This is a genomic window from Magnetospirillum fulvum (assembly GCF_900108475.1).
Taxonomy (GTDB): domain Bacteria; phylum Pseudomonadota; class Alphaproteobacteria; order Rhodospirillales; family Magnetospirillaceae; genus Phaeospirillum; species Phaeospirillum fulvum_A.
In genome coordinates this window covers 153,594-169,318 of record NZ_FNWO01000001.1, presented here as the reverse complement: position 1 = coordinate 169,318, position 15,725 = coordinate 153,594, and the positions used below count along the sequence as shown (strand labels likewise).

At 64.8% G+C, this 15,725-nt stretch carries 15 protein-coding genes; 8 read left to right on the top strand and 7 right to left on the bottom strand.

The genetic code is table 11. The features are described from left to right. Positions 1 to 2: 2 nt before the first annotated feature. From BLW40_RS00725 to frdA, 3 genes are read right to left on the bottom strand one after another with little or no spacing between them, the layout of a single operon-like run. Positions 3 to 392, bottom strand: coding sequence for a fumarate reductase subunit C (locus BLW40_RS00725; protein ID WP_074764546.1), 390 nt, complete (start codon positions 390 to 392; stop codon positions 3 to 5). After that, positions 389 to 1,132, bottom strand: coding sequence for a succinate dehydrogenase/fumarate reductase iron-sulfur subunit (locus tag BLW40_RS00720; RefSeq protein ID WP_074764544.1), 744 nt, complete (start codon positions 1,130 to 1,132; stop codon positions 389 to 391). The genes BLW40_RS00725 and BLW40_RS00720 overlap by 4 nt, the downstream gene beginning before the upstream one ends. After that, complete coding sequence (frdA, locus tag BLW40_RS00715) at positions 1,129 to 2,877, bottom strand: fumarate reductase (quinol) flavoprotein subunit (RefSeq protein ID WP_074764542.1); 1,749 nt, start codon at positions 2,875 to 2,877, stop codon at positions 1,129 to 1,131. The genes BLW40_RS00720 and frdA overlap by 4 nt, the downstream gene beginning before the upstream one ends. A 181-nt stretch (positions 2,878 to 3,058) precedes the next feature. Here frdA and xseA point away from each other — a divergent pair, with 181 nt between their 5' ends. Then, entirely contained in the window at positions 3,059 to 4,591 is a 1,533-nt protein-coding gene (gene xseA, locus BLW40_RS00710; RefSeq protein ID WP_074765045.1) for an exodeoxyribonuclease VII large subunit, read from the top strand. 124 nt (positions 4,592 to 4,715) lie between these two features. Here the strand turns inward: xseA and BLW40_RS00705 are convergent, their stop codons facing one another. Further along, a complete protein-coding gene (locus BLW40_RS00705) occupies positions 4,716 to 5,378 on the bottom strand; it encodes a GntR family transcriptional regulator (RefSeq protein WP_244511006.1) in 663 nt (220 codons plus the stop codon). A 111-nt stretch (positions 5,379 to 5,489) separates the two neighbouring features. Between BLW40_RS00705 and BLW40_RS00700 the strand changes: the two genes are divergently transcribed. The 3 genes from BLW40_RS00700 to BLW40_RS00690 all read left to right on the top strand — a co-directional run bounded on the left by BLW40_RS00700 (position 5,490) and on the right by BLW40_RS00690 (position 8,661). Then, the gene (locus BLW40_RS00700; RefSeq protein WP_074764540.1) at positions 5,490 to 6,884 is read left to right on the top strand and encodes an SLC13 family permease; all 1,395 of its coding nucleotides are present in this window, start codon (positions 5,490 to 5,492) and stop codon (positions 6,882 to 6,884) included. 92 nt (positions 6,885 to 6,976) lie between these two features. Then, complete coding sequence (locus BLW40_RS00695; RefSeq protein ID WP_074764538.1) at positions 6,977 to 7,261, top strand: acylphosphatase; 285 nt, start codon at positions 6,977 to 6,979, stop codon at positions 7,259 to 7,261. A 44-nt stretch (positions 7,262 to 7,305) separates the two neighbouring features. Then, on the top strand, positions 7,306 to 8,661 hold the full coding sequence (locus BLW40_RS00690; protein ID WP_083386580.1) for a GH1 family beta-glucosidase: 1,356 nt from the start codon (positions 7,306 to 7,308) through the stop codon (positions 8,659 to 8,661). A gap of 68 nt (positions 8,662 to 8,729) precedes the next feature. Here BLW40_RS00690 and BLW40_RS00685 read toward each other — a convergent pair whose 3' ends face one another. Then, on the bottom strand, positions 8,730 to 9,749 hold the full coding sequence (locus BLW40_RS00685) for a polyprenyl synthetase family protein (RefSeq protein ID WP_074764534.1): 1,020 nt from the start codon (positions 9,747 to 9,749) through the stop codon (positions 8,730 to 8,732). Between the two features lie 115 nt (positions 9,750 to 9,864). On the opposite strand from BLW40_RS00685, the gene BLW40_RS00680 reads away from it, so the two are divergent. The 3 genes from BLW40_RS00680 to smpB all read left to right on the top strand — a co-directional run bounded on the left by BLW40_RS00680 (position 9,865) and on the right by smpB (position 12,065). Beyond that, positions 9,865 to 10,629, top strand: coding sequence for a tRNA1(Val) (adenine(37)-N6)-methyltransferase (locus tag BLW40_RS00680; protein WP_074764532.1), 765 nt, complete (start codon positions 9,865 to 9,867; stop codon positions 10,627 to 10,629). 87 nt (positions 10,630 to 10,716) lie between these two features. Continuing rightward, positions 10,717 to 11,589, top strand: a complete 873-nt coding sequence (dapA, locus tag BLW40_RS00675) for a 4-hydroxy-tetrahydrodipicolinate synthase (protein ID WP_074764530.1) — start codon at positions 10,717 to 10,719, stop codon at positions 11,587 to 11,589. An 8-nt stretch (positions 11,590 to 11,597) separates the two neighbouring features. Next, on the top strand, positions 11,598 to 12,065 hold the full coding sequence (gene smpB / locus BLW40_RS00670) for an SsrA-binding protein SmpB (protein WP_021130498.1): 468 nt from the start codon (positions 11,598 to 11,600) through the stop codon (positions 12,063 to 12,065). 30 nt (positions 12,066 to 12,095) lie between these two features. Here smpB and BLW40_RS00665 read toward each other — a convergent pair whose 3' ends face one another. Together BLW40_RS00665 and BLW40_RS00660 are read right to left on the bottom strand one after the other, a co-directional pair. Beyond that, complete coding sequence (locus BLW40_RS00665; protein ID WP_074764528.1) at positions 12,096 to 12,725, bottom strand: carbonic anhydrase; 630 nt, start codon at positions 12,723 to 12,725, stop codon at positions 12,096 to 12,098. A 231-nt stretch (positions 12,726 to 12,956) separates the two neighbouring features. Further along, on the bottom strand, positions 12,957 to 13,490 hold the full coding sequence (locus BLW40_RS00660) for a SixA phosphatase family protein (protein ID WP_074765042.1): 534 nt from the start codon (positions 13,488 to 13,490) through the stop codon (positions 12,957 to 12,959). A gap of 90 nt (positions 13,491 to 13,580) precedes the next feature. Between BLW40_RS00660 and BLW40_RS00655 the strand changes: the two genes are divergently transcribed. After that, on the top strand, positions 13,581 to 15,719 hold the full coding sequence (locus BLW40_RS00655; RefSeq protein ID WP_074765040.1) for an RNA degradosome polyphosphate kinase: 2,139 nt from the start codon (positions 13,581 to 13,583) through the stop codon (positions 15,717 to 15,719). The last annotated feature ends 6 nt before the right edge of the window (positions 15,720 to 15,725 follow it).

Sequence of the window (15,725 nt, the reverse complement as noted above, 5' to 3'; positions counted from 1 at the left end):
CCTTAGCCTCCCAGCACGAGCAGAACGGCCAGCGACAGCACCGCCCACAAGATGAAATGGCCCCGGATGATGGTGCGGGCCGGGATCGGCTCGCCCTTGACCAGCAGCGGCGGCATCGCCTTCGGCGTCACCCCGAACCAGGTGACGGCATGGAAGGCGGCGAAGGCCAGACAGATCACCTGGACCGTGACGCCGAGCGGGCTGGACAACGCGGCAAGATAGGTCTCCCACGCCTCGCGCCCCTGCGCTAGCCGGATCAGCCCATCCATCAGGATCGCCGAGTAAAGTCCGACAAAGACGCTGGTGCCCTCGCGGACGATATAAAGGAACTGGCGGCGGTCGCGCAGCCACCAATGGGGATGGAGCGGACGAACATAGGGGCGACGGGTCATGGCGTGCCTCCCGGCAGCAAGCGCGCTTTCAGCCAGCGGAACGAGGCGGAAATCTTGGTCCGCTGGATCGCCGCGGCGGGATCGACGTTCTTCGGGCAGACCTCGGAGCAGGCTCCGACGAAGGTGCAGTCCCACACGCCGTGATGGCTGTCGGTGATTTCCGACCGCAGCTCTTCGCCCGAATCGCGCGAATCACGGTTATAGCGGTGGGCGATGGCCAGAGCCGCCGGACCGGAGAACGCTTCGTTGATCGCCACCTGGGGACAGGCGGCATAGCACAGCAGGCAGTTGATGCATTGGGTGAAGGGACGAAACGCCGCCAACTGGGCCGGAGTCTGGAGATTCGGCCCTTCGCTCAACGGCTTGTCGTGCTCGGTGACCAGATAGGGATAAAGGCTGGAGAGTTTCTCGATGAAGCCGTCCTGATCGACGATCAGGTCGCGTTCGATCGGGAAATGATCAAGCGGTTCAACGGTTACCAGCTGTCCGCGATAATCGCGGATGAAGCTGTGACAGGCCAGCTTGGGCTGGCGGTTGATCATCATCCCGCACGAGCCGCATACCGCCATGTGGCACGAGCCGCGATAAGCGAGGCTGGGGTCCAGCACTTCCTTGATATAGGCCAGGGCGTCGAGCACGACCCATTCGTCCCGGTAGGGAACGATGAAATCATCGAAGCGCGGCTCGGCATCCTTGTCCGGGTCATAGCGCAGAACCCGGATCGTGATCGTCTCGCTCATGACCCGCCTCCGCCATAGATGCGCTCGCCGGGCCGCGAGCGGGTGATCACCACGTTGCGGGACCCGATCGCCGGGCGCTCTCCGCTGGAATAGCTGGCGATGCTGTGGGCCAGGAAGTCCTCGTCGTCGCGCTTGGGATAATCGAGCCGCTGGTGCGAGCCGCGCGATTCGGTGCGGGTCAGCGCCGCTTCGGCCATCGTCTGAGCGACGTCGAGCATTGCCCCCAGTTCCAGCACCTGGACCAGATCGGTGTTGAAGACATTGCTGCGATCTTCAAGCCGGACCTGGGCGAAGCGGGTGCGCAGATCGGCCAGGACGGCACAGCTTTGCTGGAGCGACTCTTCGGTGCGGAAGATGCCGACGCCACTTTCCATCGTCTCGTTCATCGCCCGGCGAAGCGCCGGGGCGGATTCGGTGCCGTCATTGAGGAACAGGGCGCGGATTTTGGCCTGGGCTTCGTCGGCGCGGGCCTTGGCGGCACGCTCGGACCCATGCGGGTTGGCCTGGGCGAAGGCGATCGCGCTGCGACCGGCGCGAGCGCCGAACACCAGGATTTCGGCCAGCGAGTTCGATCCCAGCCGATTGGCCCCGTTGATCGAGACGCAGGCGCATTCCCCGGCGGCGAACAGGCCGGGCAGGGGGGTCGCCGCGTCGATGTCGGTGTCGATCCCGCCCATCGTGTAATGGACCACCGGCCGCACCGGGATCGGCGCGTGGACCGGGTCGATCCCGACATAGCTGATCGCCAGTTCGCGCACCATCGGCAGGCGCTCATCGATCTTCTTCTCGCCGAGATGGCGGATGTCGAGATTGACCGCATCGCCGAATGGCGTTTCGACGGTGCGGCCCTTCTGCTGCTCGTGCCAGAACGCCTGACTGAGACGGTCGCGCGGGCCCAGCTCCATCGCCTTGTTGCGCGGCCAGGGGTCGGGCGGCCCCAGCCCGTAATCCTGGAGATAGCGATAGCCGTCGCGGTTGGTCAGCAAGCCGCCTTCGCCGCGCGCGCCCTCGGTAATCAGGATGCCGGTACCGGGCAGGCCGGTCGGATGGTACTGAACGAATTCCATGTCCTTCAACGGCACCCCGGCGCGGTAGGCCATCGCCATTCCGTCGCCGGTCTTGATCGCACCGTTGGTGGTGAAGGGGAAGACCCGCCCGGCCCCGCCGGTGGCGAGGATCACCGCCTTGGCCCGGAACGCGACCAGCTTGCCGCTGCGTAATTCGATGGCGACCAGACCGGTACAGCGCTTTTCCTCGACCAGCAATTCGGTCGAATAGAACTCGTCATAGCGGGTGATCGACGGATATTTCAGCGAGGTCTGAAACAGGGTATGCAGCATATGAAAGCCGCTTTTGTCGGCGGCGTACCATGTCCGCTCGGTCTTCATGCCGCCGAACGCGCGCACAGCGACCCGGCCGTCGGCATCGCGGCTCCACGGACAGCCCCAATGCTCCATCCGGGTCAGTTCCTCGGGCGCGGCGCGGACGAACAGATCGACCGCATCCTGGTCGCACAGCCAATCGCCGCCGCTGACGGTATCGTCGAAATGAAGATCGAAGCTGTCATTGGGCTTGACCACCCCCGCCGCCCCACCTTCGGCGGCCACGGTGTGGCTGCGCATCGGGAAGACCTTGGAGATCAGCGCGATTTTCAACGACGGGTTCTGTTCCGCCACTTCAATCGCGGCCCTGAGGCCCGCGCCTCCGGCGCCGACAATGGCGATGTCGGTGACGATCACGTCCATGGACTGGTTCCCCCGCAAGGCTTTAGCCGGTCCGCGTCGGACCTTTCCGACTTTCGCATGCCTGTTTCCCAACCGCAACTTTCATCCGGTCGGAGACACCATCCCCTATGGAATAGCCGATGAAACCTTCGGCGTAGCCGAGGGATTTGCACGCGGGCGGCGCTTCGGTCAAACTGCGGCCATGACCGAGACCGCCCCCCCCGCCGAGCCCCGTTCCGCCGGTAACGTGCCGGAATACACCGTCAGCGAGATTGCCGACACCCTGCGCCGCACGGTCGAGGAGACCTTCTCCTTCGTCCGGGTGCGGGGAGAGATTTCCGGCTTCAAGCGCCATTCCTCCGGCCATCTGTACTTCGCCCTCAAAGATGCCGAGGCGGTGCTGGACGCGGTCTGCTGGCGTGGGCAGGCGGCGCGGCTGGGGCTGGCGCCCGAGGACGGGATGGAGGTGATCGCCACCGGGCGGCTGACCACCTATCCCGGCCGCTCGAAATACCAGATGGTGGTCGAGCGGATGGAACTGGCCGGGCAGGGGGCGTTGCTGAAGCTGCTGGAGGACCGCCGCAAGCGTCTGGCTGCCGAAGGTCTGTTCGCCAGCGAGCGCAAGCGGCCGATCCCGTTTCTGCCTCGCGTCATCGGCGTCGTGACGTCGCCGACCGGGGCGGTGATCCGCGACATTCTCCACCGTCTCGCCGAACGCTTTCCCCGCCGGGTGCTGCTGTGGCCGGTGGCGGTGCAGGGCGAAGGCGCGGCGGCTCAGATTGCCGCCGCCATTCGCGGCTTCAACGCCCTGCCCGAAGGTGGGCCGGTGCCGCGCCCCGACGTGCTGATCGTCGCTCGCGGCGGCGGCTCGCTCGAAGATCTGATGGCCTTCAACGAAGAGGAGGTGGTGCGTGCCGCCGCCGCCTCGCTGATCCCGCTGATTTCGGCGGTCGGGCACGAGACCGACACCACCCTGATCGACTTTGCTGCCAGCCTGCGCGCCCCCACCCCCACCGCCGCCGCCGAAAAGGCGGTGCCGGTCCGGGCCGAACTGGTGGCGACTGTCGCCGAGCTGAACGGGCGGATGGTCGGTGCGACCCAGCGCAGGCTGGAGGATGCCCGGCAGAGGCTGACCCAGACCTTCCGGGCGCTGCCCCACCCCCGCCGCCTGATCGAAGACGGGACGATCCGCCTTGACGACCGCGCCGAGCGGCTGCGCAACGCCTTGCCCAATCTGCTCGCCCGCCGCACCGCCGAGCTTGACCGCTTGGCCTCCCGGCTGCGCCATCCGCGCGAGCGGCTGGCCGAGGAAAGCCATCGCCTCACCGTGTTGGCGACCCGGCTTGACCATGCCTGGAAAAGTGTCCGCGCCGCCGAACTGGCCGGGCTGGAAAAAGGCGGTCTGCGCCTCGACCAGAGCGGCCGTCGTCTGGGCGAGGCGATCAATCGCCTGTTGGCCGACCGGGCGATGAAAGTCGAGACCTCGGGCAAGCTGCTCGACAGCTATTCCTATCGCAAGGTGCTGGAGCGCGGCTATGCGATGGTGCGCGATGCGGCGGGTCAGCCGGTTCTGTCCGCCGCGATCGTCGCGCCGGGAGCCGCCTTGTCGGTCGAGTTCGCCGACGGTTCCATCGCCGTCACCGCCGGGGGCGAACCGCCGCCTGCGTCGCCGCCGCCGTCTCCCCGCCCGCGCCGGAAGGGAGACGGGGATAAGCGTCAGACGACTTTGTTCTAATCGGCTGATTTTTAAAGAAAGAGGTGGGCTCCGCCCACGCCCGCCAAGGGCACAGCCCTTGGAACCCGATCCGAGGGAACGGGGAGGGGTCTGTCTTATTTATCAATCTCTTGCGGGTGATCGTTTAGGTAAGATCTGCGGCCCGCATCGAGTCGGCAAGACGGCGGATATGGCCCCGCGTGATCGCTTCGGCGGCGTCGCCATCGCGCCGCGCCAACGCTTCGACCATCGCGACATGCTCGTCGGTGCGTTCGTCGAAATCGCCGCCTTTGCGGTTGCGGCGTAGGCACATCGCGGTGATCCGGGTCCATAATTGCGCCACCAATCCGGTCAGGGTGGCGTTGCCGCCCAATTCGGTCAGGCGAGTGTGGAACAGGTTGGCTTCATTGGTGTAAAGCTCGATTGCCCCGGCCTGGATAAAAGCGCGCTGGCGCTCGATCGACAGCCGCAGTTCGATAATCTCGTCCGCCGTCGCCCGTTCCGCCGCCAGCCGGGCCGCCGCGCCCTCCAGCACCTCGCGCACGACAAAGATTTCCCGCAGCCGGTCGATGTCGAAGCCGACGAAGAACACCCCCTGACGCGGCCGCACCTCGACCATCCCCTCGGCTTCCAGCCGGGCGATCGCCGCCCAGACCGGCGACCGGCTGACCCCCAACTGACGCGACAGATCCTCGACGCTGATCTTGTCGCCGGGCAGAAAGCGATCCCCCGTCAACAATTCGTCGCGGATCGCCTGATAGGCCTGTTCGGCCAGATTGGTGCGTTTTATCGTCGCGGTCTTCATCATGCTCGTATCCGTCAGGCGCGGGAAAGCGCGCCCTCGATCCTGCCCGAGCTTGCCGTCCGGCGCAAACGAGTTTACCGTAACACGTAACATGAAACATTAAGGACGAGGCCGATGTCCCCCTCTCTCTCCTTGCCCCGCCTGACGCCGTCTCAGGCTCTTGCTTGGCTGGCCCTGGCTGCCGGTCTGGCGATCCTGATCGTTCGCCCGCTGCCCGGCGGTGAAAGTGCCGCCCTGGCGCTGGCGGTGGCCTGTATCGGCCTGTGGGCGACCGGGGCGGTGCCGGAACCGGTGACGGCGGTGATCTTCTTTACCGCCGCGATGCTGTTGAAGGTCGCCCCGCCCCAGGTGGTGTTCGGCGGCTTTGAATCCGCTGCCTTGTGGCTGGTGTTCGGCGGTTTGGTGATGGGGGTCGCCGTCCGCACGACCGGGTTGGGCGAACGGATCGCCACCCGCCTCAGTGTCGCCTTCGGCTCGACCTATTGGGGCGTCATCGCCGGAACCACCCTGATCGGAGTGGCGCTGGGCTTTTTGCTGCCCTCCTCGATGGGCCGCGCCATCCTGCTGATGCCGATTGCCCTGGGGCTGGCGTCGCGCGCCGGGTTCACCCCCGGATCGAACGGGCATATCGGGGTGGTGCTTGCCGCCGCGTTCGGCTGCCATGTGCCGACCTTTTCGATTCTGCCCGCCAATCTGCCCAATCTGGTTCTGGTCGGCTCGGCCGAGACGCTGGGCTATGCCAGCCCCAGCTATGGCGAGTATCTGCTACTCCATTTCCCGGTTCTCGGCCTGTTGAAGACGGCGATCATGGTGGTTCTGATCGTCCGGCTGTGGCCCGACACGCCCCGGCCGCAGAGTGCGGCGGCGGAAGGCGTATCCCGGCCGATGAGCAAAGCCGAGATTCGTCTGTCGGCGCTGCTGGCGCTGGCGCTGGCCTTGTGGGCGACCGACTTCCTCCACCATGTCAGCCCGGCCTGGGTCAGCATGGCGGCGGCGGTGCTGCTGCTGCTGCCGGGGATCGGACTGGTTGACCGCAAGGATTTCAGCGAGAAGGTCAATTACGGCTCGATGTTCTATGTCGCCGGGATCATGGGGCTGGGCGCGCTGGTCGGCTCGTCGGGGCTGGGGGTGCGGCTGGCCGAGGCGATTTTGACCCTGCTGCCGCTCTCGCCCGGCAACGATGTCGGCAATTTCGCCGGTCTGGCCGCGCTATCGACCCTGCTGGGGCTGGCGACGACGTTGCCCGGCGTCCCGGCGGTGCTGACCCCGATGACCGCCCATCTCGCCGAGGCGTCGGGATGGCCGGTCGAGGCGGTGCTGATGAGCCAGGTTCTCGGCTTCTCGAACCCGATCCTGCCCTATGAATCCGCGCCCCTGGTGGTGGCGATGCATCTGGGCGGCGAGCGGTTGAAGCCCGCTCGCGATCTGTGCCTGCTGCTGGCTCTGATCAGCGTGGTGGTGCTGCTGCCGCTCGATTTTCTGTGGTGGAAACTGCTGGGCTGGCTTTAGGTCCTGTCCCCATAAACGTCACGGTCGCGACGCGCGAGGGTTATGGGGACAGGACCTAGTCACCCGGGCGCGGCCATGCTTTAATCGTCGTCATGACGGAGACGAAAAGCGTTCGGGTGCTGATCGAAGGCCGGGTCCAGGGCGTCTGGTTCCGGGGTTGGACGGTGGAGCGGGCCACGGCCTCCGCCCTGTCCGGCTGGGTCCGTAACCGCTCTGACGGTTCGGTCGAAGCCCTGTTCTCCGGCCCGGCCGCAACGGTTGAGGCGATGGTCGCCGCCTGTCGGATCGGGCCTCCCGCCGCCCGCGTCTCGCGCCTCTTGGTCGAGCCCGCCGAAGCTCCGGCGGGGCCCGGCTTTCACCAGCGCCCCACGGTGTGACCATGAAGCCGAATCGTCGTCAGTTCCTCGCCGGATTTGCCGCCATGAGTATCGCCAGACCCACCGAAGCCGCGCCTGCCCGTCAGTTCCCCAAGGATTTCTTCTGGGGCGCGTCCAGCGCGGCCTATCAGATCGAGGGCGCAACCGAGACCGATGGTCGCGGCCCTTCGATCTGGGACACCTTCACCGCCCAGGGCCATATCCTCGACGGCAGTTCGGCCCGGATCGCCTGCGACCATTATCACCGCTATGCCGAAGATATCGCCCTGATGAAGCAGGCTGGCTTTTCCGCCTATCGCTTCTCGCTGGCCTGGCCACGGATCGTTCCCGCCGGAACCGGCGCGATCAATCCCAAGGGGCTGGAGTTCTACGACCGTCTGGTCGATAAGATTCTCGCCGCCGGGATTCGCCCGATGGCCTGTCTCTATCATTGGGATCTGCCGCAGCCGCTTCAGGATGCCGGGGGCTGGCAGGGCCGCGAGATCGTCGCTCCCTTCGCCGATTATGCCCGGATCGCCGTCGCCCGTCTGGGCGACCGGGTCAAGGATTGGTTCACCTTGAACGAGCCGAACGTGGTGGCGATCATCGGTCATGGCACCGCCGAGCACGCTCCCGGTCTGCGGGCGGGCGATCTGGGCATCCTCAAGGTGCTTCATCACCAGAATCTGGCCCAAGGAACCGCGTTCCGGGCGATGCGGGCCGAACGGTCGGACCTGCGCGTCGGCACCGTCATCAGCCTCCAACCCGCCCGGCCCGAAAACGACGATCCGTTGAACCGCGCCGCCGCGATCCGCTGGGACGCGGTGTGGAACCGGGTGGCGCTGGACGGGGTGCTGCGCGGTGCCATTCCCGACGTGCTGGCCGAACAGATGGCCCCGATCGTCAAGCCCGGCGATCTGGAGACGATCCGCTTCCCGATCGATTCGCTTGGGATCAATTATTATTCGCGGATGACGATGCGCCACGAACCCGGCCGTCCGTTCGATGTCGGCTGGGGTAATGCCCATTGCGACCGCTGGACCGGGATGGGCTGGCCGGTCCAGCCCGACGGGCTGTACGACCTGTTGCAGGAATTCAAGAATTTGTACGGCAACCCGGCGGTGTTTATCGCCGAGAACGGGGCCGCCTATGACGATGTCGTCTCGCCCGACGGGCAGGTCCACGATTCCGAGCGGGTCGCCTTCCTGAAGGACCACGTCGCCGAGGTTGCCCGCGCCCTGAAGGACGGTTGTAACGTCAAAGGCTATCTGGTGTGGTCGCTGCTCGACAATTTCGAGTGGGCGTTCGGCCTGTCGAAGCGGTTCGGTCTGGTTCGGGTCGATTACGACACCCTGAAACGGACGCCGAAGGACAGCTATCGCTGGTTCGCCGAACTGATCCGGACCGGCCGGGTCGCCTGACAAAAAAAGAGAGCGGACTCAACGGAGTCCGCTCTCTTTCTAATCTACTCTGTTCGATGCGCGTGGCTTTAGTAAGCCCGCTCGATACAGAAATCGATGACATCAAGCATCGCCTGACGGGCCGCACAATCGGGGAAGATCGCCAGGGCGGCGCGGGCGTCCTCGCCATACTGGCGGGCGTGCGCAATGGTAACCTCGACGCTGCCATGCTTGGCCAGCAGGGCGTTGGCGTGTTCGAGATCGCCATCCTGCTGGTCTAGCTTTTCGAGGCAGCGGCGCCAGAACGCCTTTTCCTCGTCGTCGCCGGCATGGAAGGCGTGGATGACCGGCAGGGTGATCTTGCCCTCGCGGAAATCGTCGCCGACGGTCTTGCCCAACTCGGCCTCGCGGGCGGAATAATCGAGCGCGTCGTCGATCAGCTGGAAGGCGATGCCGAGGCTGAGGCCATAAGCGGCCAGCGCCTCTTCTTCCGCCGAGGGGCGGTCGGACACCACCGCGCCGATGCGGCAGGCAGCGGCGAACAAAGCGGCGGTCTTCGAACAGATCACCTGAAGATAGGATTCGACGGTGGTCTCGGTGTCGTTGGCGGTGATCAGCTGGAGCACCTCGCCTTCGGCAATCACCGCCGAGGCGCGCGACAGAATCGCCAGCACCCGCAGCGAGCCGTCCTCGACCATCAGTTCGAACGAGCGCGAGAACAGGAAGTCGCCGACCAGCACGCTCGGCTGATTGCCGAACAAGGCGTTGGCCGATGCCCGTCCGCGCCGCAACTCGGATTCATCGACGACGTCGTCATGCAGCAAGGTCGCGGTGTGCAACAGCTCGATCACCGCCGCCAGCTTGACATGCCGGTCGCCCTCATAGCCGACCAGCTTGGCCGAAGCCAGGGTCAGCACCGGGCGCAGCCGTTTGCCGCCAGCCGCGATGATGTGCCCGGCCAACTGCGGAATCAGGGCAATCGGGCTGTGCATGTGATCGACGATGGTGCGGTTGACCTGTTCAAGGTCGTCCTTGACCAAAGTTAACAGTCCGTCCAGGCTTTTGGCCACGCGGTCGCTTTTATTGTCGAGAGAGCCCTCAATCGCCACGGTACCCAAACTCCTCCCACTCCGATCCATGCCGGATCGCGGGACGAACATAGTGTTGCGGCGGAAAGTCGGTCAAGCTTACATCGCAGAGCGTTAAGGGTTTTTTGGAGGGGGAATGCCGGGCGACGAACTCGCGAGCGTCACCGAGGACCGTCTGATCGGCGGAAGGGTGCGGCTTTGCCAGCCCGCGAAGGGCTATCGCGCCGCCATCGACCCGGTTTTTCTGGCCGCCGCAATGACGGTCGAACCGGACGAGACGGTGCTTGATCTCGGCTGCGGCGTCGGTGCGGCCGGGCTGTGTCTGCTGGCCCGCCAGCCGCTGGCGCGGGTCACCGGGCTGGAACTCCAGGCCGGGATGGCCGATTTGGCCCGGCGCAACGGTGACGCCAACGGCCATCCGCCCGACAGGTTCAAGATCGTCGAAGGGTCGGCCCTGTCGCCGCCGCCTGAACTTACGGGGGGCGGCTTCGCCCATGTGATGACCAATCCCCCCTTCCAGCCGCCCGGTCGTGGCACCGCCCCGCCCGAAGGGTCGAAGGCGCTGGCCCATGTCGAGTCCGCGGGCGATCTGGCGGCCTGGGTCAAGGCGGCGGCCCGGCTGTTGGCGCCCAAGGGGCGGCTGTGGGTGATCCACCGCGCCGACCGGCTGGAGGAATTGCTGGCCGCGTTCGCCGGGCGGGGGCTGGGGGAGGTGAGGGTGCTGCCGCTCTGGCCCAAGCCCGGCCGTGCGGCGGGTCGGGTGATCGTCGCGGCGCGCAAGGGATCGCGCACGCCCTTCGCCCTCTTGCCCGGTCTCGTGCTGCATCGGGACGACGGGGGTTACAGCCCGGCGGCCGAGTCGGTGCTGCGCGAGGCTGCCGCGATCTCCTGGGAAGGATAGGGGCCACTCGTCTTGCCCCGTTGCCCCGGCGGCGGGTTGGGGCTAATGTCCTTGCCTCGGTTTTCAATCGTCATTCGGATGTCTGCCATGTTCAAAGGATCTATCACCGCCCTCATCACTCCATTCCGCCAGGGGCGGGTGGATGAGAAGGCGTTTCAGGATCTGGTCGCCTGGCAGATCGAGCAAGGCACCCACGCTTTGGTTCCCTGCGGCACCACCGGCGAATCGCCGACTCTGTCGCATACCGAGCATCACCGGGTGGTCGAATTGTGCATCGAGGTTGCCCGCGGCCGGGTGCCGGTGATCGCCGGAACCGGCTCGAACTCGACCGACGAGGCGATCGACCTCACCCGCCATGCCCGCGCCGCCGGAGCCGATGCCGCCCTGGTGGTGGCGCCTTATTACAACAAGCCGAGCCAGGAAGGGCTGTTCCGCCATTTCGAGGCGATTGCCCAGGCGGTCGATATTCCGATCGTCGTCTACAACATCCCCGGCCGCTCGGTGGTCAACATCTCGGTCGAGACCTTTATCCGGCTGGCCGAAATCCCCAATATCGTGGGCATCAAGGATGCCACCGCCGATCTGGCCCGGCCGCTGCAAATCCGTGCCGCGCTGGGCGACCGGCTGTGCCAATTGTCGGGCGAGGACGCCACCGCCACCGCTTTCAACGCCCAAGGCGGCGTCGGCTGCATCTCGGTGACTTCGAACATCGTGCCCGGCCTGTGTGCGCAAATGCAGAACGCCTGGGCGGCGGGCGATCTCGCCACCTGTTTCGCGATCCGCGACCGGCTGATGCCGCTGCATGACGCGATGTTCTGCGAGGGTAATCCGGTGCCGGTGAAGTATGCTTTCAGCCTGCTCGGTCGGGGCGAGCCCGACGTCCGCCTGCCGCTGGTGCCGGCCTCTCCCGCCGCCCGGGCCAAGGTCGAGGCGGCGATGCGCTCCCTCGACCTGATCTGAGCGCGGCGATGTCGCTTCCCGGTCATATCGCCGCCCAGAACCGCCGCGCCCGCCACGATTACTTCATCGTGTCGGAGATTGAGGCCGGGATCATGCTGGTCGGGACCGAAATCAAGTCGCTGCGGGTTGGCAAGGGCAACGTCAACGAAGCCTATGCCGGGCCGATGCACGACGAATTGTATCTGTTTAACGCCTATATCCCCGAATATCAGTCGAAGATGCCGTTTCCGCATGAGACGCGGCGGCCGCGCAAGCTGCTGCTGCACAAGCGGGAAATGGCCAAGCTGATGGGTGCGATCACCAAGGACGGGATGACCCTGGTTCCGCTCGACATCCATTTCGGCCCGCGCGGGCTGGCCAAGGTTCAGCTTGGGCTGGCCAAGGGTAAAAAGCTGCACGACAAGCGCGAGGCGATCAAGGAACGCGACTGGAACCGCGACAAGGCGCGGCTGATGCGCGAAAAGGGCAAGGAATAGGGGGCCGCGAGGCCCCCTTTTTTCGTCCGCTCAGGCGATTTGCAAAAACGCCTTCGTCTCGGAATCGAGCTTCCACAATTGCCCTTTCTCGACGTCGAACCACCAGCCGTGCAGGGTCAGCTTGCCCTGCTCAACCCGTTCGCGAATCCAGGGAAAGGTCATCAGATTGGCCAGCGAGATCGCCACCGTTTCCCGTTCGCACATCTGCCGGGCGTAATTCCGGTTCTCGCCCGCGCTGTGGGCCAGGGTGAGATAGCGGTCGCGGGCGGCTTGGGCGATTCCCATCCAGGGACGGACGAAATTGGTGCCGTCGGCGACCTCGTCTTCGATCAGGGCGCGGACGCCGCCGCAACCGGCATGGCCCAGCACCACCGTATGCTCGACGTCAAGCTTGCGGATGGCGAATTCGATCGCGGCCGAGGTTCCGTGATAGGTGCCGGTGGTCTCGAACGGCGGGACCAGATTGGCAACGTTGCGGATGACGAACATCTCGCCCGGTTGAGTCCCGAACAACAGGCCGGGATCGACCCGGGAATCCGAACAGCCGATCAACAGCACTTTGGGCCTTTGTCCGCCCTGGGCCAGAGTTTCGAACAGAGTTCTGTTCTCTTCGAAATAGGTGGCGCGGAAATGCCGGAATCCCTCGACCAAACGCTCCATTGTGACGTCCCTGTTTCAAATCGGGTCGAATGACTTAGCACATCGCGTCGGCCGCGAACATCCCCGATGGCTTGGGTACGGGGCGATGCGATCCCGAGGGAGGTGCATGCCTGCCAAGACACACTTAAAAAAAGAAAATGCCGTTTTTTTCTATGATGGATTGGAAAAGGGGAGGGCAGACCGGAACGGTTGCGATGGCGGGTAGAACAGGGCGGCAGGGAGATCGTTTGCTCAATCGTCGTCTTCCTCGCCGTCAAGATCGACCGGGCGGGTAAAGCGGGTGATCCGGCCGCAGCCGCATTGCAACTGGTCCCAGCCGGGGACGTCGAGGGTCAGTTCGGCCAAGGCCCCGGTCGGGTATTTCCGCGCCATCCGGTCGAGCGCCACCGGCTCGCCTTGTCCGCCGCCCAGGAAGTCGGCCAGCCGCTCCAGGCCGGGATTGTGTCCGACCACGATCACCGATTCGAGCGGAGGATCAAGCTTCTGCAAACGCCGGAGCAGGTCGCTTTGCCCGGCGGCGTAGAGGCAGGGTTCAAACGAGGTGGGAATGGCGGGGATCGTCTCGGCCAGCACGTCCCAGGTCTCGCGGGTACGCCGCGCGGTCGAGACCAGCGCCAGATTAGGCGTAAGACCGATTCGCTCGATAAAAGCGGCGATTCGGGCCGCCGCGTCACGGCCCCGTCGGCTGAGCGGGCGGTCGAAATCAGTTAGAACCGGATCGTCCCAACTCGATTTGGCGTGTCGGAGCAGGAAGAGTTTTCGCATGGTCCTCTCAGCCTCGGCCATGACATGATTGGCAGGAGCATATATAACAGATCGCGGGGACACCATCCCCACTCGATCGGAGAAACAGTGGTGACAATTCCGCAGTCAGTCGATCTTCCCCCCATCGGCATCGACTCGAAGGACCGCTTCATCAACCGTGAGCTTTCCTGGCTGGCATTCAATGCCAGGGTTATTGACGAAGCCTTGAACCGCCGTCATCCCCTGCTCGAACGCTTGCGTTTCTTGTCGATCTCGGCCGGAAATCTGGATGAGTTCTATATGGTCCGCGTCGCTGGCCTCAAAGGTCAGGTCAGCGCCGGAATCATCAGTCCCAGCCAGGACGGCCTGTCTCCGGCGCAGCAATTGGCCGCGATCAACCTTGAAGCGGTCAAGCTGCTGGAGGCGCAGAAGGACGGCTGGCACGCCTTGAAGGCCGAATTGCGCGAGGCCGGGCTGGCGGTGATCGCCCGCGCCGAATTGTCGGACGGCGATGTCGCGTGGCTGGAACGCCGGTTCATGGATCATGTCTTCCCGGTGCTGACTCCGCTGGCGATTGATCCGGCCCATCCGTTTCCGTTTCTGCCTAATGGCGGTTTCGCCCTGGTGCTGCATCTGTGCAAGCTCGACGATGGCGAGGTTCTGCGCGCCCTGCTGCCGCTGCCCAGCCAGATCGAGCGCTTCACCCGCCTGCCCGGCGAGGCGATCCGTTTCCTGCCGATCGAGGATTTCGTCCTGCTGTTCCTCGACCACATCTTTCCCGGCTTTAGCATGGAATCGTGGGGTCTGTTCCGGGTCATCCGCGATTCCGAGATGGAGATCGACGAAGAGGCCGAGGATCTGGTCCGGGTGTTCGAATCCGCGCTGAAGCGGCGTCGGCGCGGCAATGTGATCCGCCTGACCTTCAATGCCGGAATTCCCGACGATTTGCGTCGTCTCGTCATCGCCGAAATGAATGTCGATGAGGCCGACGTGTTCGAGATCGACGGCCTGCTGGGGCTGGTCGATACCAGCAAGCTGATCGTCGATGAGCGGCCCGATCTGCTGTTCCCGCCCTATAACGCCCGTTTCCCGCAACGAATAAGGGATTTTGGCGGCGATTGCTTTGCCGCGATCCGCAAAAAGGACATCGTCGTCCATCACCCGTTCGAAAGCTTCGACGTGGTGGTCCAGTTCATCCGTCAGGCGGCGCGCGATCCCCAGGTGGTCGCGATCAAGCAGACGTTGTACCGCACCAGTGCCGATAGCCCGATCGTCAAGGCGTTGGTCGAGGCGGCCGAGGCGGGTAAATCGGTGACCTGCATGGTCGAACTGAAGGCTCGCTTCGACGAAGAGGCCAATATCCGCTGGGCTCGCGATCTCGAACGCGCCGGAGCCCAGGTGGTGTTCGGCTTCATGGAACTGAAGACCCACGCCAAGATATCCCTGGTGGTGCGGCGCGAAGGGCCAGATTTAACCTCCTACGTCCATTTCGGTACCGGGAACTATCATCCGATCACCGCGAAGATTTACACCGATTTGTCGTTTTTCACCTGCGACCCGGTGTTGTGCCGCGACGCCTCGCGGACCTTCAATTTCATGACCGGCTATGCCAAGCCGGAAAAGCTCGAACGGCTGGTGATCGCGCCACTGCATCTGCGCCAGACCCTGCTCGACCTGATCGAAGCCGAAATCGCCCACGCCAAGGCTGGTCGTCCGGCGACGATCTGGGTCAAGATGAACTCCCTGGTCGATCCCCAATTGATCGATGCGCTCTACCGCGCCTCGCAAGGCGGGGTGAAGATCGAACTGGTGATTCGCGGCATCTGCTGCCTGCGTCCCGGCATTCCCGGCCTGTCCGAGACGATCCGGGTCAAAAGCATCGTCGGGCGTTTTCTCGAACACGCCCGTATCGTCTGTTTCGGCAACGGTCACCGGATGCCGTCGCGCGAGGCCAAGGTGTTCATTTCCTCGGCCGACTGGATGCCGCGCAATATGGATTGGCGGGTCGAGACCTTTGTTCCGATCGAGAACCCGACCGTTCATGCCCAGATCCTCGAACAGATCATGATGGCCAACCTCAAGGATCAGGCCCAATCCTGGACCTTGCGGCCCGACGGCACTTTCCAGCGTGTCCGGGCCGGGGTGGGGGCGTTCAACGCCCACAGCTATTTCATGACCTATCCCTCGCTGTCCGGACGGGGCAGCGCGGTCCAACCAGGGCGCAAGCCGAAGTTGCGGATCGGAAACTAAGGAGAG